Below are 17,716 nucleotides of genomic sequence, written 5' to 3'. Positions count from 1 at the left end.
CTCCGTTGCCCCCATGTTAGATTGGATTTACTAATAATATAAATCAACTAGTTATGCGGTTTAGGGGTGCTATTGGGGTGCCTTGATAGCAGCACCCGGATAGTTTTTGACGGGTTTTGTTAGTTCATTTTCTTTTAAACTGTATCCTCTCCAGTTCTTTTGAGGCTTGCTCTCTTTGTTTATCAATGTATGCAGCAAGATCATTCACATGAACGATTCTCGGTGACTTCTGGCTGTCGTTTAACTTATATGTAGGGATACCCAGCTTTCCTTCGTTTGCCTTGCGTTCGGCTGTTCCGGGACTCATCTTGAAATATCTTTCCGCTATATCTGACAGCGGAATTTGTGAAGTCTCAAACTCTGCCATTAACAAAAAGGCTGTATTCATCTTCACTATTCCCCTCCTTTCTGATAGCCGTTCTCCAGAATTATTTTAGCCACTCCCGCAGGTGTCACCTTATCACTCCATGTCGCATCAAATATGATGTCGTTCAGTTCCCAACTAAGAATGTCGTCCAAATTTTTTGGTCTTAAGTTGTAGGGCACTATGTCGGGCACTCCTTCCATAATGTCTATAGTGAGTGCGGCAATTTCCTTTTCTCCCCGTTCTGGCTTACGGTATCCTGCCTGCCAGATTGCATCGGTGATATCAGAAGGATCGCCCCAGACCGAGGCGATGATTTGAGTCAGGTGGAATGAGTTATTGATCATGACTCTTCTCCGCTGTTTTCATCATCAAAGATAGCCATTTGTCCCGCCTCTTTCAGTGCACTAATCATCTTATGGCGCTTACCTTTGGTCTTTTTGCGAGCGTTCATGATTTGGCTGCACACAGAAAGCAACTCAGCTTCGTTCTTCTCATCTTTTGCTAGCTGGTGGCGTAATTCATCAAATCGTCCAACCATGTGATCGAGAGACGGCAGGGCATTAATGCCGATACCTGAATTTCCCGATTTGAAATCGATAAATGCCTGGTTCACATCAAGCTGGAAATCCGGTCGAATCCATCCCGCGTAAGAAACCGCTATCAACTCATGGGCGTAAGTGCCCGGCGATGTGCCGCCGTGAGCAGAATCGACTGCTTTTTGAGCAAGCGCCAAATCTGGCGTTTGAATACTTTTCAGTAACTTAGCCTCCAATTCTGCAATAAGCTCTTTTGCGTACTTGGTTCTCAGCCATCTGTTTGGTGCTTTTTCTTCACCCTCTCCACTGGCCTTATGTAATGTGTTCAGGTTGTAGCGCCCGAATTCATCAAGGGGAATTTCAACACCAACAACCACAGGAAGTAATTTGCCTTTCATTATTCTTTACCTCGCTTATTACCCGCTTTCTTCACCGGTGTTAATTTCACTTCTGCCACTTTTGGCGCTGGTGGCAAGGGAGGGCAATCGCCCTCATGAATGTAAAAGTTCTGTCTGAGGCGGTGGATAATCTGATCCGTATGATCCCTGCCGTCGTCGATGTGGAACGTGGCCTTAACAAGCACATCGTTAATGTCTGCCATCTGGCACTGCTTATCTGTCACTGTCCGCCTCCTTGCAAAGGATTTTGTAAGCGCGCATCATGTGATTGGATTTGCCTGTGATAACCGTTCTTCTGAAAAACACACTGGAAGAAGAAGCCCGAACAGGTGTGGCTAACAGGGCAGCATCAACACAACGGTTGTGTTTTCGGCGTTCTGTAATGAAACTGGAAATGACTATTTGCGCTGTGCTGCCCTTGTCCTGATATTCGATTTTCATAGCTTCAACTCTCTTACCCTTTGCTCGGCAGCTTCGAAAGCGTCTTTATAAAGTGGCAGAACGATAAAAACAGGGTTGCCGTAAAGCTTGTTTGTGAAAGCGCCAAACCGGAATCGACAAGCGGCTTCCATGCCCGAGGGTTCCATGAGTACCGCGCCCCTACCAAACATCAAATATGGGTAGGCCAGATACTTAGCACCAAAGTACGGGATCACATTCTGTTTCTCGGTCGGGATGGCTTTGTCTAAATCAGGGAAGCGTCCATTAATTATCTCCAGACGAGTAAGGCTAAAGGCCACTTCATCTTCCCCCAAATGAAAGGCTTTTGGTTCGTCCCCTAACTGGATGTCGGTAAAGCAAGCCTGTTCTGGAATGTCGCCACAGAACCGGATAATCAGATCGACGTCAGTATCATCATCAAAGTTAATGACGTTCTCTGTGAGTTCCATGCGTACCAATGCATGACCGTTAGTTGCCTCAAGATGTTTTCGGGTAATGTGCACCCCCGATAACTGGGGGCGTTTTTCCGCATCTTCGCCTTTGGCCACACAGACCAAAGCGGCGCGCAACAAATCAGAAGCAATGATCATGATTTCACCTCCGCGTTTGGGCACAGATCTATGCCAGCAATGGTATTTTCATTGAATTCTTCCGGCATAACAGAGAAGAGGGTATGGTTGGTTGATATCAGGCGATCATCGGTAAATACCGCCTGTGATTTTTCGATAGCGTCCAATGCATCATGAGCCTCCGTATAAATTCGCAGCGTGTGGCGATGTCCGCAGGGGTAATCACCTAAATAGGTCACAATGTGTTTTGTCTGTTCCATTTTCATCACCTCACTTCTTGCCAAACAATTTTTTGAGATCAATACCGTATACAGCCAGCCATGATTCGGCAGGCCATGACTTAACATGTCCGTATCGGGTGTCGGGAACCTTCACAACTTCGATGTCGTTTTCACGGCACCATTTACGGAGTGGGGCATACTGGTATTTTTTTTCTGTGGCGTTCTGTACCGCTGTAATCGTTGCGTGCTTGGTGCTTTCGCCCAGACGTTCTTCCAGTTCTCTGCATTTGCGGGTGGCAGCACCGAGTTTGCCGAGAGCCTGAGCCTCACGACTGCGACTGATCTGTGATTTGGTGCGGCGAGCTTCATCACGTTCTTGAGTAATGACGACCTTTTCTTTTTCAGTTGTCAGCAATGCTTCCAGAGCTGCAATGTAATCACCGGGCAAGGCAGGGGGATTGGTTGCTGGCTTTTGTTGGTGAAAGTAAGCTGACTCCATTTTTTCAAAGAAAGACCATGCTTCATCGGTATCAACGATTTTCGACATACGGGCAGCGCCTTTTTCAGTCCATAGAATCTGCTGACTTGTATGTTTACTAACCAACCCGATGTTATCGGGTACCTTCTTAAACTGACGTAATTCATCCCCTTCAAGCTTGAAATAATGGACGCCATCAATAAACCGTGACTTGTTGTTCAAGAGATTGTCTTGAATGTTTTTTGTACTAGCACCATACCCAGCCGCTAATGTTTCAGTGGTGACAACACGAACGCCTTGCCATTCGATCACTGGCAGCTTGTTTGAATCTATAGTGACTAATTCGTTTTTCTTGCTCATGTTCTGTCTCTTAATGTTCAGTTAATGATGCCGGTTCAGCGACGAATAACTTGATGCCGTTGATAAATACGCCATCGATAAAATCACGCATCCATGTGGAGTTATTTTCTTTCTCGCTCTTCTCGATGTTGAAATAGAAACTCCACAAAGCGATATATCTCTCATCGGGTCTGAACCCCAGAATCGTTTTTTCGATTTGGTGAATAAGCAGCGTTTCAATAACTTCGGCATCTAATTCAACGCCGCCGTTTTCGTGAATAAATATAAAGTTCCCATTGGTGTTTAAACCGAACCGTTCGTAGCATGAAACTAAATATTCCTTAGCAATAAGGGTTCTTTGTCTTTTCACCATGTACTCTGCGCATTCCATTTTTTCCGCATCAGTTAATGGCGGGTAGTTGGTTATCGCTCTTTCTTCATCTAAAAGACAAGCTGGGCAACCTTTGTTATTTTCTTTTAAATATTCGATAACTTCTTTTGGTGTCATTTCTGCATTGCTCATCACAACCCCTCCCTAATAGTTATTTTTGCTTCTCGAACACATCGTAAATTATTCTTGATACATTCCTGTTCTTGCTTTTTATTACGGGATAATGAAAGTGCCTCACCCCATTTATCAGCAGCACGACGGAATAAGCCTTTTAGTTCTAAACTCTGCGCTGATTCTGTTGCCTGTTCATATTCAGTCATTATTCGCCGCCTGTTTATTCATGTACCTGCTTAATACTGTGATGTGACTGTGATGTAATAGATGTCTTTCTTCGTTATTTTCTTGATTATATTGAGCCCATAGTCGATGCTTAAGATCAGCGGCTAAATATTTAGCTCTTTTCCAATATGTGGCGGCAAGGTCATACTTTTCTTCTTTCTCTTTCTGGATGGCTGTTTCAGCAAAATCTAAATAAGTTTCATTTTTCATTTCATCAGTTCCATTTTTTGTGCAATGATTTTTAGAAGCTCTTTCATAAACTCATTACCCTCTGCGGTTAGATCTCCGTTCTTGGTATAAAAGCTGTCATATGAATTTACGAGAGCGTCCTCTGCTATAAGTTTGCCTTTTAAACTTAAAATTACGTTTTTCTCAAAGAGACTAATTAACGCTATATTTAATACATCTTCGTCTAAATCCAGTCGGTAATTAATTTCTGCCACTTTGACTATTACAGAGTGAGAACTGTGCTTCTTTTGTAATGTGTCCAATTTGGCATGTATAAATGCCTTTCGCTTTCTTTCAAGCAACGTTAATTGTGTCATTTTATATTTCCTGAATTTAGCGTAAACGAATCCCCAGCAATGGCGCTGTAATTAAAACTTGTTTATTGTTTTATTATTTTTAATTTTTGTATTTATTTTCTGCGTTTTCTAAATCATCCAAGACTGTTAGGAGTTTCTCTTTTGCTTTCTTGCATTCCTTTTTAAGTCGAGCAATTTCTCTTACCTGTCTAACATCAGCTTTCAGTTCTTCCAATACCTGAGCATGTCGTTCCATAAACTCAGGGCGCATTTCACCTTGACGTAATGCAGAAGTACCGTCTTCCTGAATGACCTCTTGGGCAGGGAAGTTACTTGGCCTGTCTTCTGCATTAAACTGCTCTTGCGCCCGAACATAAGCCAGTTTATTCAGTGCACCTTTCTCACTCAGATAAGCCTTGCTAGCACCGCAAACGACATAGACTTCACGCGTTTCAATTTGGATATCTTGGTTGGTTGCAGTTTCAATGGGTTTAAGTATTTTCATGGTAATTCCTTATTAATTGAATTAATTTTTATTTACTAAATTTCTTTCTCTTTCTTATTTCATCGGTTGCATTGACGTGATTTTCATGCTCAGCTTCGATAATAAGAGTCAATACAGAAAACAATCGGGATAATCTATCAAGGTCAGTCATTGCATCATCTTGGGAATATTCTTCACTATTAACAGCCGCGTTAGCTAAATTAGCAATAGATTTCATTCCACTTGTTATCGAATAAATGACATCTTCGCTTGATGATGCTAATAACTGTAAATCGCTATCACTCATCTTTTCTAATCGTTCATTATTGACACGGGTATGATAGAAGATATTATTCATGAGTATTCCACTCCTCGTACTCGTGCTATTTCTTTACCTATATGAAAGATCGCAACCAATGCAATACTAAGTAATTCTGCACCGGATAGACTTTTATCCGTATCAACTAATAAAGAAATATATGTTCTTAGGTTTTCTATTTCACTCGCAACGCCTTCCAATTCATCGAATGCCTGATTACCTGACATGATATATTCTTTATTTATATCCCTTAACCGTTGGGCTAAATCACAAGTTTGACGATGTACACCACGACACATTAAATAAGTATCCGGTTCGGCTTCATTTTGAATTGCAGTCACTACGGGAAATATTGAGGCTTCAATTTCTTCTGCAATCTCGACGGCTGCTTGTAGTTTATTGTTCATCATTGACCTCGGTTGATTTAATTAAGTTATCAATGATTTTATTTGTGGTATCTATGGCCATTTCAATTAAATGTACTGTATCTTTATTTTTTTCTGATGCTGACCAGGTAAATAAATAAGTTTGTAACCGTTCTGCAAGTTTTAATGAGTTTTGAGTTGTTAATGTTTCTGTGTGGGTTGGCCTATTTATCATTTTTAATTCCTTGTTGATGTCCTGAGTGAAACTTATTGAGATACTTTCAAATAACTTTACTGGCTCTGACTTTATCTAAAAGATAAAATTTTGTAAATAGCAAATTGATAAAAAATTTAGCAATTTGTTTGTGTCATTTGATAAATTATTGATATATATTGATAAATTTATTTATCTTTTATGTTTTTTAGGCGTAAAAAAACCAGCTCGAAAGCTGGTTCTGCCGATCTAACTTTTTATTTTTGATTACCCCAAGCGTGCATAATCCATCCTCCATTTACCAACAACAAATCCATGTATGTGGAATTTTGATTCATTTTCAGAATCAATCTCCCATCTGTCATAAATTTGATTATCACTAATAACAACTATCCTGTCTTTCAAAAGTTGGAGTCGTTTAATGTGCATCCCATCCCCGTATGTAAATGCATAAATACCATCACTCATAAAACGACTAACCGTTATATCTAAGACGACCAATTCACCGGGATTAATCGTTCCCAGCATACTGTCACCTAGAGCAGTTGTTAGCTTTAATGATGTTGATGGTCTACAACCAAACATCCGTTTTGCATATTCAGGATCAACCTCAATTGAGCGAACTATATCGGGATAATCGCTATTCAATCTACCACCTCCGCAACTAAATTCCACATCGAGCTGTTCAATCCTGTATGAAAGATCAGTAACTTTATGTGAAATGTTTTGCAAGTGATAGTTTTCATTGTTTCTTTCTTTGTGACTATTATCACGGTTATCAATGAGTTGCTGAGGGATATCTAACCAACCAATTGGTAGTTCTAAATTCACCTCTATGCGCCTAGCAATAATGTCTCCTATGTTTCTTACCGCGTTATCGCTCGTTAGCTGACTGAGCTGACTGGGTGGGATCCCTATCAACTCTGCGAATGCTGTTTTTGATGTCCCTTGACGCACATGTTGTGTCATCAGGGTGCGCAAATTATTGCGTCTTATGTCTTTAGTTTCCATATCACGATAATCACATTAATTAGCAATTTGATAAATATGCATGATGATAAAAAATCTTGCAAGTTTTTATCAAAAAGATAAAGTATGGTCTTGAGGTTAACTTAAAAGGTAAAAAAAATGAAAAATGATCTACATCGCTGGAAAAAGGAAGCGGATAAAGATGATTGGAACAATCTCGCTCAAGTTGTTGGGACAAGCGTCGGTTATCTAAATTTGATTGCGGGTGGATTTCGTAGAGCCTCGCCGAGCATGGCTAGCCGTATTGAGGATGGAACTAAGAAATTCAATAGATTAAGCCCAGTGAAAAAAGAAAATTTAATTTTTATGGATTCACCAAAGAAAAATGTTTCCTGATTTCACCAAGGTCACCATGCCATCGCATTTCTACCCTGACGATGGCACATGGATACAAGAAACACTGGCGAAGCTGAGAGCCAGCACCCGAGCAAAGATCACCGCGAAGTACTCAGAAGTGTATCAAGCAGCATGGGATGAGGAGTCAGTGTCATACCGGAAGGACAACGCAGCACGACGGGCAGCAAATATCAGGCTCAGAGAGTTTGTCACTAAGTATGAGAGAGCCGCTCAAGGTTACACAGCACAGCCGTTAACAGTAAATCAATAATCAAAAAGTTAAGGGGATGAGATGTTTAGATGTTTAGATGGCTATATCTGCTTTCTGGGGAAGAGGGGAAAACTTTCTAGGGGGGGGTTGGGGGGGGTGATCTTTGAAAGGGGTGTTAGGGAAGGCACAGCCAAGAGGAAGAACTCAGATCTTAATGTAGATCACTGTAGGGGTTACAAAATGGGACAGGTGGCTAGACGTCTAAACGAGAATAAGAAAAGGGCTTGTCCTCTGGCAGTGGAAATTATTCAAGTGAGGGTATCAATGTTGACTGAGAAGGAAAGTGTAAGAGGGTGCAAGAAACCGAACAGAGAAACTTTGGCGAGTAGAACTGATTCGGATCTTGCAGTCGGCAACGGAGAGTTACCTGTGCAAAAGTATTGCACGGTTACTATAAAAAATAAACAGGGGGTGACGTCATGCTAGAAATCACCCCTAACTTCGCACAGGAAAGAGGGTTAAATCTTTTAAGGGCTGACTGGAAAAAGTACAGCAGCTTTCTTGTGTATGCTCCCACAGGAGCAGGGAAAACCGCCCTGTCAGCATTCATTGTTGACGGTTTTGTCTCAAAAAACAAAAAAGTCATGATGATCTGCCCGTTCACCGTCCTGATCAACCAGACTGCCCAGCGCTTTATTGAGTATGGCTTGCCGGAGAATGAAATCGCCTATATCTGGCGTGACCACCCCAATCAAGACCCGTCAAAGCTGATTCAGATTGCGTCGGCTGACACGCTGATCCGCCGTGACTTTCCCGAAGACATTAACTTGCTGGTGATTGATGAAGCGCACCTGAAACGCAAAAAGATACTGACAGAGATTACGCGGTTGACCTCTGAAACAGATTGTAAGGTGGTGGGATTATCCGGCACACCTTTCTCGCCGTTCCTCGGTCACTATTATCAGAAGCTGATAAAGCCCACCACGATAAAAGAGTTAATCCAGCGTGGCGACCTGAGTCCTTACGAGTTTTACGCCCCCACCAAGCCCGATTTAAGCAAGGTGAAGTCTGCCCGCAGTGACGACTACGGCAGCGATTACAAGGAAGACGAGATAGCCGAAATCATGTGCGGGGCTGATCTGGTCGGGGATGTGGTCAGTAGCTGGCTCAAGCTGGGCGAAAATCAGCCTACTATCTGCTTCTGTGTCAATGTCAGCCACGCCAACTTTATCACGGTCGAATTCAATCGCGCTGGAGTGAATGCTGAGATCATGACCGCCAACACGCCCCATGATGAACGGGATTTGATCATCCATCGGTTTGAGCAGGGTGCAACGAAAATCATCGTCAATATCGGCGTTCTCGTGGCAGGTTTTGACAGTGATGTCCGCTGCATTATCTACGCCCGTCCCACCAAGTCGGAAATCCGTTGGTTGCAGTCAATCGGCAGAGGCCTGCGTACTGCCAGGGGTAAAGACCGATGCATCATTCTGGATCACTCCGGCTCTGTCCACCGTCTCGGCTACCCCGATGATATCGAATACGACGAACTGCCCAGCAAGAATGACGGCATGAAATCCAGTTCCAGCTACCGGGAGCAGGAAAAGCGGGAGAAGTTACCGAAAGAATGCTCCTCCTGTCATTACATGAAGCCAGCAGGGGTCTATGTCTGCCCCAAGTGTGGCTTTAAGCCATTGGTGGGTGAAAACATTGATGTCGATACCAGTCGCACCATCCAGAAACTCAGCAAGAAAGAGCGTATCTACACACAGGCCGAAAAGCAAAGTTTCTACTCGCAGTTGAAGTATTACCAGAACCAGCGCGCCTCACAGGGTAAGACCATCAGTGACGGTTGGGTATCCAACACCTTTAAAGACAAGTTCGACGTTTGGCCTCGCGGTCTCCATGACACCCCACAAGAGATGACCCCCGAAGTCAGTAATTTCATCAAGCACAAACAAATTGCCTTCGCGAAGTCCCGCAAGAAAGCGGAACAGGTGCAACCATCCAGCAACGAGCAGCAGGAAATGCGTCTTGAGGTTGCCCGTCAGAAGGTCAGTGATATCCGTGAAAAATTAGGCAGATCATCACATCAGGGAGACAGGCTGTGAACAGAATAAATACGACCGATGCCGTTATTGGCCACTGGCCTAAAGTTTTCGAATACTACGGTTTACCGCCCGTGACAGGCAAGAAGCACTTTAAAGGAAAGTGTCCGATATGTAAGCAGATAGGCAAGTTTCGCATTGATGATCGTGACGGACGCGGAACATTCATCTGTACCTGCAATGCCGGGGACGGCTGGGCACTGCTCAGGTTGACGCAGAAAAAAGAATTTAAGGTGCTGGCGGATGAGATTGATCAGCTATTGGGTATCCAGCGCGATAAGGTCACACCCAAACCTAAAGCAAGCACGGTTGCAGATAACCGCCAAAAGATAATCACCCTTTACTCACGCATGCCGGAACTGAAAGGCACCTCAGCGGAAAAATACCTTCAAAGCCGGGAGATTTACAGCCATCACCCCCTTGAGCAAATCCGCTTCTGTGAAAAGCAGCCGACCTGCCAAGGGAATTATCAGGCGATGTGGGCATTGGCGACAGACTCACGCGGTCAATTGTGTTACCTGCACCGAACCTATCTGGACGGGGATCGGAAAGCGCCTTTAGATGTGACCAAGAAGATGATGTCTTTACAGGAAGACAACTATCTCAAATATGCTGAATCGGTGGCCATTCGGATGTTCCCTGTGGCTTCCACGCTGGGCATCGCTGAGGGCATCGAGACGGCACTGTCCTGTAAGCAGGTTTATGGGGTGAATACGTGGTCAACGATGAATGCCGGACACATGGAGAAGTTTCTCACTCCCCGGGGCGTTAAGCATTTAATCATCTTCACTGACATGGACTGGAGCGCCACAGGTCATGCCGCTGCGATGAAATGCGCGCACAAGAATTTACTGGCGAATAACGACTTAGACAAGGTCAGTGTCCGGTGGCCTGATTTTGGGGATTTTAACGACCTGCTCCAGAACGGGGATCAGGCCAGAGAATTGACATTTATGAAAAAGCAGCGGGAGACAGCATAATGATGGACAACACAGCACACAAAACCCTTTTCACTATCCCTGAGCCTCGTTACAGCACGGCGCTGGCGACCGTAAAACCATTACCTGTTCAGCGGAAGATCACCGGCAATAAACAGGTGGATGCTTACCTGTGGGTACTGGAGGTTATCAAGACCAATGAACCCGCCCACCTTGAGGCCGCCGAGGAAGGCTTGAAGAAGCTGAAAATCACCCCCAAGGCAGCCCAGCAGAAATATTCTGACTACCTGATGAAATCGGGTGCACATCCTTTTCAGATAGCCTTTGGCACCCTGAGTATGGATAACCCGCAAGGTTATATAAACAGCGCGAAGGAGCAAATCAAAAAGGCCAGTCAGGTGAGGGCTGCTTTTGCTAGCTATGAAGCCACACTGGAACTGACCGAACCGGAGAAATTAATGCTGGTGGGGGAGCTGGCAGACATTTATGAACCTTTCTACTACTGGAATGAAACAGAACGGGCGGAAGGGTGTATGCACGGTGATCGCATTTGTGAAACGGATAAATTGCGTCAGGCGACGGCGAAAGGGTTTGCTGAACAACTCCCCGAACCGCACACCTTGTCTGATGTTGTTCGTGAGTTCCTTTATTGGGACTGGTTATATCAGATGCGTAATGTCGCGGCCGAAGAACTTAATCCGGGCGGATACGGTGATAGTGATAGGTATCACATCTATGACAGACAAGATTATCTTGAAGGGAAGCTGGTCACTATCCAAGCCGTAAACCGTCAGGAGGCTATCGACGTTTGTAAGTGGGTGCTGGAAGAAGAACGGTTCCATGATCGTAAGTTGACGGACAGGATTATTCTTAATCTGGTGGGGGAGACAGCATAATAATGAAACTCGAATCAGCATTAAAACACTTTCACCCGAAAACACCGACGTTCAGTGATGCGTCAACCAGTACCGCACCGGACAGAATGAAAGGGATGGATACCGCAGCGGCTTTGGGGATGGCGGGATCACAAGCCAAGTTCGGCATGGCGGCGTTTTTTGCCAAGAACGAGGTCAGTGAAGAAGACAAGTTCAGTACGGTAGAAGAACTGACCCGATACGCAAGGCGAACTGTTCCTAAGCTGATATCCAAAGCAGCAGGGAATAAACTGGGGCCCTGTCTGGTTATCTTATCGAAGATGGCGTTTGAAGATTATGCCCGTTCAGCGGCGTCTACTTGTCAGTGTTCGGAATGTCGCGGGAAAGGGCTTATCTACGGCATAAAAGAAGTTGAAAAACATCCCGGCATTATTCGTGCGGACGGTGAAGTGATTATGGCGCCGTGGATTGAAAAAGAGCAAGTGGGTGAACTTTGCCAGAAGTGCAATGGTAAGGGTACGCTGTCAAGTCGTTGTCGCTGCAAGGGGCGCGGTGTCGTAGTCGATGAGGAAAAGACCGCCTTGCAGGGCGTACCGGTTGATAAGATTTGCCCCCGATGCTCAGGTCGGGGTTACAGCAGAGTGCCATCATCAGTGGCTTATACGGCAATCAAGGCCTATTTACCCGAGCTTAACGAAAGAACATGGCGGCGGAACTGGAAACCCTTTTATAGGGTGCTGGTGGATAAGTGCTATTCGGAAGAGAAGCGTGCCGAAGCTGCATTCAATGAGGTGACAAAATAAACCGTTGCTTTTTGTCCGGCATTGGCTTAATATCTCCAAATAGTGGGAACTTGTAACTATACTCACTCCGAATTCTAAGCCTCGCCCAGTGCGGGGCTTTTTCACATCTGGAACTTTGGCGTAGAGGGTTCGCGCGGATGCCTGAAGAGCATCAGGACTCGGTTCGATTCCGAGAGGTTCCACCAAATTATCGAAGGTCACTTAGGTGGCCTTTTTTGTTACCTACGCAATGAGGAAATTAACCATGTACGCATTAAAGCTAATCACAGAAAGAAACGGTCGTTCAGTAGAAGAGTCATGGATCTTGGGAGACATGTACCGTCTGGAGTTTTTCCCGAAAGATGTCGCTGATAATGTTATTGCCCGTGTCGAGCATAGCCAGAACGGCAATCTGATTAATCACGACATCAAAAAAACAGACCAAGCCTACATTACCACTCTGACGGGTGACACTGTTCGCACGGTCTGTCGAGGCCGAAGTGGACTTGTAGCTGGCCCCATACAGTAACCAATACAGAGCGTCTATCTCTGGGCGCTCGATATTGCTTATTACCTAATTTGCCGCCGCAATCACTTCCCGTACCTCCGTATCTCCTATTGCGGTCGGCATACTTGGTTTGTAAGCCTGATGCTACAAATGGCAATAGTTAAAATGAGTTCTTAATCCATTTACAGTAGTGTTGAGTCCACAACCACGCATTAGAGGTGCATAAATGAAAGTATCAATAGAACTTAATGGCGAAACGGTCTGGTATCGTGATGAAGAAAAAGGTGAGGGAATGGCTTCAACTGGATACATAAAGGACGGTACACAGCAAAAAATCATTACCGCCCTTGAAGCTGCGTTATTTCAGGCTAAAGCTGAATATTTATGCGTTTAGTACACTGATAGTGTGCTTAATATTGGCACTATATCCAGGCGGCATAGCTAAAACAACATTCCAATAACCAGAGTGAGGGGGAATAATATTGGCAGGAAATTGTTTATAAAAACCCCCATAATAGCGATATTGTCGTCCATTCCTGTAGTTACTGTATTGGTTGTCATCCATAACCAATACGTTTATCTGATGGCTACACTGGACAGACACGACATTGCCATCTTTTAGATACTCTCGGCTGTGAATGTAAGACATTTCACCTTCCTTTAGGTAAGAGGTCATCAGCCATCCCTCCAGTTGATTAATCTTTGGCTGATCTAACAACATACCTTAAGTATCAACTTATTACTTTTAACTAACTCACAGGGGCGACCATAGCTCACCCCACGGACGCCCATTGTTCAAATGGGGTGGAATATGAAGATGAAAGAGAATCCTGATGTATGGGTACACCTCGGAGAGTGGCTCATATCGGTAAGAGAGCAAGGCATCTGGGCAACTCTTGCCGGAACGATGGCATTTTTTCGCGGTCGCTATAACGGTGGCGGCTGGGTAAAGGTTTCAATCGACGCCTTTATGTGTGCCATGTTCGCGTGGTTCATTCGTGACGTATTAAATTTCATGGGTCTGAATCCTGACCTGGCCTACATCGGCAGTGTGGTGATTGGCTACTTGGGGACAGACTTTATTGGTCAATTGCTGCGTAAGTCGGCAGAGAAAAGAGCGGGGGTCAGCAATGACAACGAATAACTTCAAGTTAAGCCAACGCAGTGAAAATAACCTTAAGGGCATTCATCCTGACTTGGTGGCAGTTGTTCGTCGTGCGCTGGCATTATCTCCGGTCGATTTCACCGTGATTGAAGGCCTCAGAACGCTTGAGCGCCAAACGCAACTGGTTGCTGAAAAGAAAAGCCGGACAATGAACTCCCGCCATTTGACCGGCCATGCGGTCGACCTGCTTCCGGTGGGGGCTGACTGGAATGATTATACCTGTTGGCTTCCGGTATTGAATGCGATGCGTCAGGCGGGTGAAGAACGGGGGATCAAACTGCGGTTTGGCATTACTTGGACGAACAATCCCAATGATAAGCCGGCTAAATTTCTGGATGCGCCCCATATTGAGATACTGGCATGAAATTTAACAGCCAGCACTTCACCCTCGGCGCTCTGGTGGTTGTCTCCGGTCTGCTCTGGTTCTTTTACAGTGAGTATCAGCAAAAGGCTCAAGATTATAGCGAGCTGGACACGAAGTATAAGCATCAACAAGTCATGACCGCCAATACCTTTCAGACTGTCAGGATATTCAATGATATCTCACGAATTAATAGCGAAAGCCGGAGCCGGTCAGCCGTGGATTCTGAGCAGACTAAAGCGGCCATCAAAGCGGTTGTTGTCAGTCATGATTGTGCCAATCGCCTTGTGCCTGATGGGGCTGTTATCCGGTTGCAGCAGCATACAAACCGAATACGTTCCGGTGCCACCGATACCCATTCCGGCACATCTGCTCGCTGACTGTCTGCCTCCGGCCATATCCGACAAAATGACATGGAGTGACAGTCTGCTGCTGAATGAGCAGTTACTGACGGTCATTGAGCAGTGCAATCTGGATAAACAGGCGATACGGGAAATAGAAGAGAGCAAGCCACCCCAGAGCAAATGATTCTGGGGTGGCAGGAGTGTATTGGGGCATAGTGTCGGTGAGACTCTGAGTAATCAGATTTGTTATCCTTATACCTGTTCAATGGAAATCAATATGGGGGATTCGCAGCCCACAATTGTTTTATTGCGGGTAAAACGTTTTTTTCATAATCGGGTAAGCTCTGAACCTTTGAGTAACGTGTCTGTGTATATTTAACTCCGCTAGTTGCGAGAGTGGGAGTAAATCCAAGCAGGAATAGATATTTTTCTACATTTGGTAAATTAATATAAGGTTCATAAGTCAAGTCGAGAAACCTCGCTTTAATGGTTAAAACTCCGGTACTATCTGCACTTAAGAATCTGCATACAATTAAGTACTCTAAATATACGTCAAGAATATCAGCACCGAGAAAATGAGTCTGTGAATGCGTAGTGCCCACTTGGGCATGGAAAGCTCGTCTGCTTCTCACAAGGGGATAACTGGTTCTAAATGGATCTCGTGGGTTTATCGGCATAACCACCTCCAACAAAAACAACATAATTAATTACAGCAATTCCTAAACCCATCTTCACGCAACAACAAGCGAATAATAATTAACAATTAGTTACTCTCTGAAACTAAAGCCAATATTCCTTTACCCATTCCCTTGAGTGGTTAAAGGAATACCCCATGCCATCAGTTAACGCTGGTGGCTTTTTTGTATCTGCATTTCACTGCGTCGGGTTATCGCCGTCTGCCTGTATTAGCCATGACATGTTCCCTTTGCATCGAGCGTACAGGTCAGAATCAAAAATAATCAATGCCCCAGACAGTCATTATCAGCAACATCCGCTGTAGGCAGAAGAAGCGGTGTGACAGCCGGAGAGACGGCCTGTATTGCCATCATGATTCATTGAGTCGTGATCGCTATGTAGAAAAGCAAAGTCCGATAATCGGATATTGGATTAACCACACATATAGAGGTCACTATGACAGAACTGAACTATGAAGCGATTGGGCGTTGTAAGGTGTTAAGAGAAAAGATAGAGGCTTTACACACGCGAAGGCACCAATGTGTTTATAAACTGAGAGATGAAACTTCAAGGCTGACATTTAGTGATGGCTACCGGATACCTGAAATTGCCGAGTTTGACAGGGATCTCATGCAAAGTCAGATGAAGGATATTGCCCTTGTGGACAGTGACCTGATGCACGCAGTACACGAATTTAATATCTGGTGTCAGGAGGCAGGAGAACCATCAATAAAACTAAATCCTTCAACTAAGAAAGATTTGGAGAAATTAAAACCATTGCCATTTGATGGGTTTCCCGGCTCTGCGTTATTAAGACGATGATGTGGAACTGCTACATAAAGGTGCAGAGTAGGTTATCAATAAGGCCATCAGTTAACAGGGTGGCATTTTCTTTTTGGAGAACAGAACATGACACAAAGTACAGGCACGGCAACATATGACATCACTGTTGGTATCAAATATGACACTGACACACTGAACCAGCTTGAGACACAACTAAAGCGTATCGCTGAACAAGTGGATCGCATTAATGGTCGTCGCTATGACGCAGGTATGACACTGTCAGTAGATACAGGTGCTAAGGCTGGAATTGCTGCCGATAGCTTCAAGGTCTTCGATGTAACCGGAAAGGTTTACATGAAAGAGGCGGTCATACCCCAAGCGGTAATAAAGGATAATGATAACCATCTCCGCCAGATAATCCGTGAAGAGATACGCCAGTTCGTCACCCGTGAGAGTGAACGAGGCGGATTGTTCTCCAAGTGGTGATGTGATGCCGCCAAGAATACCGAGAGCCTGCCGCAAGCAGGGTTGCCCCAAGACCACCACTGACCGAAGTGGCTACTGCAACGATCACCTTCACACCGGCTGGGAGAACCATCAGCAAGGCAAGAGCCGACATGAACGCGGCTATGGCAGCAAGTGGGACAAGCTCAGAGCTACCATCAAGGCGAGAGATAAACACTTATGCCAGCAATGCTTACGCCATGGCCGGGCAGTGACAGGCGTGACTGTTGACCACGTCAAGCCCAAGGCACACGGTGGCACGGATGCGTTAACAAATCTGGTTCTATTATGCTGGTCTTGCCATAGGGCGAAGACCGCAACGGAGCGTAACAAATGATATTACCTGACTTACCAGAACCTCAGAACAAAGAACAGGCGTCAATCTTTGCTAAGAACTATGCAACCGCTATTAAAAAATCACATCAAATGAAGCAACTTAAAATGCGTCGATTTGAGTGTGAGGAAAAGGACGCGCCAAAGTGGTTTGTTCGAATGGTTGATATAGAGATTAACTTCATTCTTTATCGCATAGATTATCTAGAGAGATGGGATAGAAAGCCTGACTCGCACACCTATGCAACAGAAACCCTGCGTCATATTCGTGTCGCACTCGATATGATGTGCAGCTTTTTAAAGCCCGAAAGGATGTATTTTAATAGCATTAGTCGAGCTGAGAAGTGGTTAGAGCTAAAAGACCATCCAGTTAAAGCGGACACCCCAAAGCAGGTGAAACTGTCACGCCTGTATAAGGGTGGTCACTTCAAGGGTTATGCCCTGAGCGTGGATGGCATGTTGCTGTCGAACCAGCAGCAGGTCGTGATTGAAACTCACTCTGAGGGTGTTCACCCCACACTGAACGTAACCTTCACGGTAACTGATGAGATGGCGGGTGAGGGGGTCGACATTTATATTTGATCTCATCATTGCATCATATCAAGTGCAATGGTCATGGTGACTGCTACCCTGAGATGATTTTAATTTAAATATAAAATGATCTCACAAGCAATAGTCACGTAGGGGGAGGGGCGGGTCAAATCCCTGCCACTCTCGCCCCAAGGGACCGCCTCCCTAAGTCTTTTTTTATCCCCGCGAAAAATGAAATTTAAATCGGG

33 protein-coding genes, 1 tRNA gene and 1 pseudogene are annotated in these 17,716 nt (G+C 44.8%); 17 read left to right on the top strand and 18 right to left on the bottom strand.

Translation table 11 applies throughout. From position 1 onward, the window contains the following. Positions 1-124 precede the first annotated feature (124 nt). The 17 genes and pseudogenes from XBJ1_RS17030 to XBJ1_RS16950 form a co-directional block, all read right to left on the bottom strand. Positions 125-388, bottom strand: coding sequence for a pyocin activator PrtN family protein (locus XBJ1_RS17030; RefSeq protein WP_012990279.1), 264 nt, complete (start codon positions 386-388; stop codon positions 125-127). Positions 389-393: 5 nt separating this feature from the next. Further along, positions 394-711: a hypothetical protein gene (locus XBJ1_RS17025; protein ID WP_012990278.1), complete on the bottom strand. Its 318-nt coding sequence runs from the start codon at positions 709-711 to the stop codon at positions 394-396. Between the two features lie 241 nt (positions 712-952). Next, positions 953-1,301, bottom strand: a pseudogene (locus XBJ1_RS23075) (KilA-N domain-containing protein); the annotation flags it as partial. Beyond that, positions 1,301-1,525, bottom strand: a complete 225-nt coding sequence (locus XBJ1_RS22690; protein ID WP_041573282.1) for a hypothetical protein — start codon at positions 1,523-1,525, stop codon at positions 1,301-1,303. The pseudogene XBJ1_RS23075 and the gene XBJ1_RS22690, both read right to left, overlap by 1 nt. Further along, the gene (locus XBJ1_RS22685) at positions 1,515-1,742 is read right to left on the bottom strand and encodes a hypothetical protein (RefSeq protein WP_012990276.1); all 228 of its coding nucleotides are present in this window, start codon (positions 1,740-1,742) and stop codon (positions 1,515-1,517) included. The genes XBJ1_RS22690 and XBJ1_RS22685 overlap by 11 nt, the downstream gene beginning before the upstream one ends. Further along, positions 1,739-2,356: a hypothetical protein gene (locus XBJ1_RS17005; protein ID WP_143827698.1), complete on the bottom strand. Its 618-nt coding sequence runs from the start codon at positions 2,354-2,356 to the stop codon at positions 1,739-1,741. Before XBJ1_RS17005 ends, XBJ1_RS22685 begins: the two co-directional genes overlap by 4 nt. Beyond that, a complete protein-coding gene (locus tag XBJ1_RS17000) occupies positions 2,329-2,571 on the bottom strand; it encodes a hypothetical protein (RefSeq protein ID WP_012990274.1) in 243 nt (80 codons plus the stop codon). The genes XBJ1_RS17005 and XBJ1_RS17000 overlap by 28 nt, the downstream gene beginning before the upstream one ends. Positions 2,572-2,581: 10 nt before the next feature. Further along, positions 2,582-3,370 (bottom strand): ORF6N domain-containing protein, encoded by a 789-nt coding sequence (locus XBJ1_RS16995; RefSeq protein WP_012990273.1) that lies wholly within the window; start codon positions 3,368-3,370, stop codon positions 2,582-2,584. A 10-nt stretch (positions 3,371-3,380) separates the two neighbouring features. Next, positions 3,381-3,872, bottom strand: coding sequence for a hypothetical protein (locus XBJ1_RS16990; protein WP_012990272.1), 492 nt, complete (start codon positions 3,870-3,872; stop codon positions 3,381-3,383). Beyond that, the gene (locus tag XBJ1_RS16985; protein WP_012990271.1) at positions 3,872-4,060 is read right to left on the bottom strand and encodes a PerC family transcriptional regulator; all 189 of its coding nucleotides are present in this window, start codon (positions 4,058-4,060) and stop codon (positions 3,872-3,874) included. Before XBJ1_RS16985 ends, XBJ1_RS16990 begins: the two co-directional genes overlap by 1 nt. Then, complete coding sequence (locus XBJ1_RS16980) at positions 4,053-4,289, bottom strand: hypothetical protein (RefSeq protein WP_012990270.1); 237 nt, start codon at positions 4,287-4,289, stop codon at positions 4,053-4,055. Before XBJ1_RS16980 ends, XBJ1_RS16985 begins: the two co-directional genes overlap by 8 nt. Beyond that, the gene (locus XBJ1_RS16975) at positions 4,286-4,624 is read right to left on the bottom strand and encodes a hypothetical protein (protein WP_012990269.1); all 339 of its coding nucleotides are present in this window, start codon (positions 4,622-4,624) and stop codon (positions 4,286-4,288) included. The genes XBJ1_RS16980 and XBJ1_RS16975 overlap by 4 nt, the downstream gene beginning before the upstream one ends. Before the next feature lie 79 nt (positions 4,625-4,703). Continuing rightward, on the bottom strand, positions 4,704-5,108 hold the full coding sequence (locus XBJ1_RS16970) for a hypothetical protein (protein ID WP_012990268.1): 405 nt from the start codon (positions 5,106-5,108) through the stop codon (positions 4,704-4,706). Between the two features lie 28 nt (positions 5,109-5,136). Then, positions 5,137-5,445, bottom strand: a complete 309-nt coding sequence (locus tag XBJ1_RS16965; protein WP_012990267.1) for a hypothetical protein — start codon at positions 5,443-5,445, stop codon at positions 5,137-5,139. Beyond that, on the bottom strand, positions 5,442-5,816 hold the full coding sequence (locus tag XBJ1_RS16960) for a hypothetical protein (RefSeq protein ID WP_232503293.1): 375 nt from the start codon (positions 5,814-5,816) through the stop codon (positions 5,442-5,444). Before XBJ1_RS16960 ends, XBJ1_RS16965 begins: the two co-directional genes overlap by 4 nt. Continuing rightward, a complete protein-coding gene (locus XBJ1_RS16955) occupies positions 5,803-6,006 on the bottom strand; it encodes a hypothetical protein (RefSeq protein ID WP_012990265.1) in 204 nt (67 codons plus the stop codon). The genes XBJ1_RS16960 and XBJ1_RS16955 overlap by 14 nt, the downstream gene beginning before the upstream one ends. Positions 6,007-6,252: 246 nt before the next feature. Next, positions 6,253-6,996 carry a S24 family peptidase gene (locus XBJ1_RS16950; protein ID WP_012990264.1) on the bottom strand — a complete coding sequence of 248 codons (744 nt, stop codon included), beginning with the start codon at positions 6,994-6,996 and terminating at the stop codon, positions 6,253-6,255. A 117-nt stretch (positions 6,997-7,113) separates the two neighbouring features. Here XBJ1_RS16950 and XBJ1_RS16945 point away from each other — a divergent pair, with 117 nt between their 5' ends. The 9 genes from XBJ1_RS16945 to XBJ1_RS16900 all read left to right on the top strand — a co-directional run bounded on the left by XBJ1_RS16945 (position 7,114) and on the right by XBJ1_RS16900 (position 13,166). After that, positions 7,114-7,350 (top strand): hypothetical protein, encoded by a 237-nt coding sequence (locus tag XBJ1_RS16945; protein WP_012990263.1) that lies wholly within the window; start codon positions 7,114-7,116, stop codon positions 7,348-7,350. A 16-nt stretch (positions 7,351-7,366) separates the two neighbouring features. Then, positions 7,367-7,621: a hypothetical protein gene (locus tag XBJ1_RS16940; RefSeq protein ID WP_012990262.1), complete on the top strand. Its 255-nt coding sequence runs from the start codon at positions 7,367-7,369 to the stop codon at positions 7,619-7,621. Between the two features lie 419 nt (positions 7,622-8,040). Continuing rightward, entirely contained in the window at positions 8,041-9,672 is a 1,632-nt protein-coding gene (locus XBJ1_RS16930; RefSeq protein WP_012990260.1) for a DEAD/DEAH box helicase, read from the top strand. Next, positions 9,669-10,649: a DUF7146 domain-containing protein gene (locus XBJ1_RS16925; RefSeq protein ID WP_012990259.1), complete on the top strand. Its 981-nt coding sequence runs from the start codon at positions 9,669-9,671 to the stop codon at positions 10,647-10,649. Before XBJ1_RS16930 ends, XBJ1_RS16925 begins: the two co-directional genes overlap by 4 nt. Next, entirely contained in the window at positions 10,649-11,503 is an 855-nt protein-coding gene (locus tag XBJ1_RS16920; protein WP_012990258.1) for a hypothetical protein, read from the top strand. Before XBJ1_RS16925 ends, XBJ1_RS16920 begins: the two co-directional genes overlap by 1 nt. 2 nt (positions 11,504-11,505) lie before the next feature. Next, positions 11,506-12,285, top strand: coding sequence for an antitermination protein (locus XBJ1_RS16915; RefSeq protein WP_012990257.1), 780 nt, complete (start codon positions 11,506-11,508; stop codon positions 12,283-12,285). 109 nt (positions 12,286-12,394) lie between these two features. Continuing rightward, a tRNA-Phe gene (locus XBJ1_RS16910) sits at positions 12,395-12,470 on the top strand. Between the two features lie 59 nt (positions 12,471-12,529). Continuing rightward, entirely contained in the window at positions 12,530-12,793 is a 264-nt protein-coding gene (locus XBJ1_RS16905) for a hypothetical protein (protein WP_012990256.1), read from the top strand. A 205-nt stretch (positions 12,794-12,998) separates the two neighbouring features. Next, on the top strand, positions 12,999-13,166 hold the full coding sequence (locus tag XBJ1_RS16900; protein ID WP_012990255.1) for a hypothetical protein: 168 nt from the start codon (positions 12,999-13,001) through the stop codon (positions 13,164-13,166). On the opposite strand, the gene XBJ1_RS16895 is transcribed toward XBJ1_RS16900, so the two are convergent. Beyond that, positions 13,155-13,448 carry a DUF1883 domain-containing protein gene (locus XBJ1_RS16895; RefSeq protein ID WP_012990254.1) on the bottom strand — a complete coding sequence of 98 codons (294 nt, stop codon included), beginning with the start codon at positions 13,446-13,448 and terminating at the stop codon, positions 13,155-13,157. The genes XBJ1_RS16900 and XBJ1_RS16895 overlap by 12 nt on opposite strands. A gap of 141 nt (positions 13,449-13,589) precedes the next feature. On the opposite strand from XBJ1_RS16895, the gene XBJ1_RS16890 reads away from it, so the two are divergent. The 8 genes from XBJ1_RS16890 to XBJ1_RS22680 all read left to right on the top strand — a co-directional run bounded on the left by XBJ1_RS16890 (position 13,590) and on the right by XBJ1_RS22680 (position 17,519). Continuing rightward, the gene (locus XBJ1_RS16890) at positions 13,590-13,916 is read left to right on the top strand and encodes a phage holin, lambda family (protein WP_012990253.1); all 327 of its coding nucleotides are present in this window, start codon (positions 13,590-13,592) and stop codon (positions 13,914-13,916) included. Next, complete coding sequence (locus XBJ1_RS16885; RefSeq protein WP_012990252.1) at positions 13,903-14,301, top strand: M15 family metallopeptidase; 399 nt, start codon at positions 13,903-13,905, stop codon at positions 14,299-14,301. Before XBJ1_RS16890 ends, XBJ1_RS16885 begins: the two co-directional genes overlap by 14 nt. Beyond that, on the top strand, positions 14,298-14,678 hold the full coding sequence (locus XBJ1_RS21050) for a hypothetical protein (RefSeq protein ID WP_012990251.1): 381 nt from the start codon (positions 14,298-14,300) through the stop codon (positions 14,676-14,678). Before XBJ1_RS16885 ends, XBJ1_RS21050 begins: the two co-directional genes overlap by 4 nt. Next, the gene (gene lysC / locus XBJ1_RS20275; protein ID WP_038199422.1) at positions 14,641-14,826 is read left to right on the top strand and encodes an Rz1-like lysis system protein LysC; all 186 of its coding nucleotides are present in this window, start codon (positions 14,641-14,643) and stop codon (positions 14,824-14,826) included. The genes XBJ1_RS21050 and lysC overlap by 38 nt, the downstream gene beginning before the upstream one ends. Before the next feature lie 947 nt (positions 14,827-15,773). After that, a complete protein-coding gene (locus XBJ1_RS16870) occupies positions 15,774-16,139 on the top strand; it encodes a hypothetical protein (RefSeq protein WP_012987272.1) in 366 nt (121 codons plus the stop codon). Positions 16,140-16,226: 87 nt separating this feature from the next. Then, a complete protein-coding gene (locus tag XBJ1_RS16865; RefSeq protein WP_012990247.1) occupies positions 16,227-16,586 on the top strand; it encodes a hypothetical protein in 360 nt (119 codons plus the stop codon). 4 nt (positions 16,587-16,590) lie between these two features. After that, positions 16,591-16,941, top strand: coding sequence for an HNH endonuclease (locus XBJ1_RS16860; protein ID WP_038199413.1), 351 nt, complete (start codon positions 16,591-16,593; stop codon positions 16,939-16,941). Then, entirely contained in the window at positions 16,938-17,519 is a 582-nt protein-coding gene (locus XBJ1_RS22680; protein ID WP_012990245.1) for a hypothetical protein, read from the top strand. The genes XBJ1_RS16860 and XBJ1_RS22680 overlap by 4 nt, the downstream gene beginning before the upstream one ends. Positions 17,520-17,716: the final 197 nt, after the last annotated feature.

Origin of the sequence: Xenorhabdus bovienii SS-2004 (assembly GCF_000027225.1) — a bacterium.
In the GTDB taxonomy this organism is placed as follows: Bacteria; Pseudomonadota; Gammaproteobacteria; order Enterobacterales; family Enterobacteriaceae; genus Xenorhabdus; species Xenorhabdus bovienii_C.
Note: the sequence above shows the minus strand (reverse complement) of the source record. Positions and strands in the feature narration are given on the sequence as shown.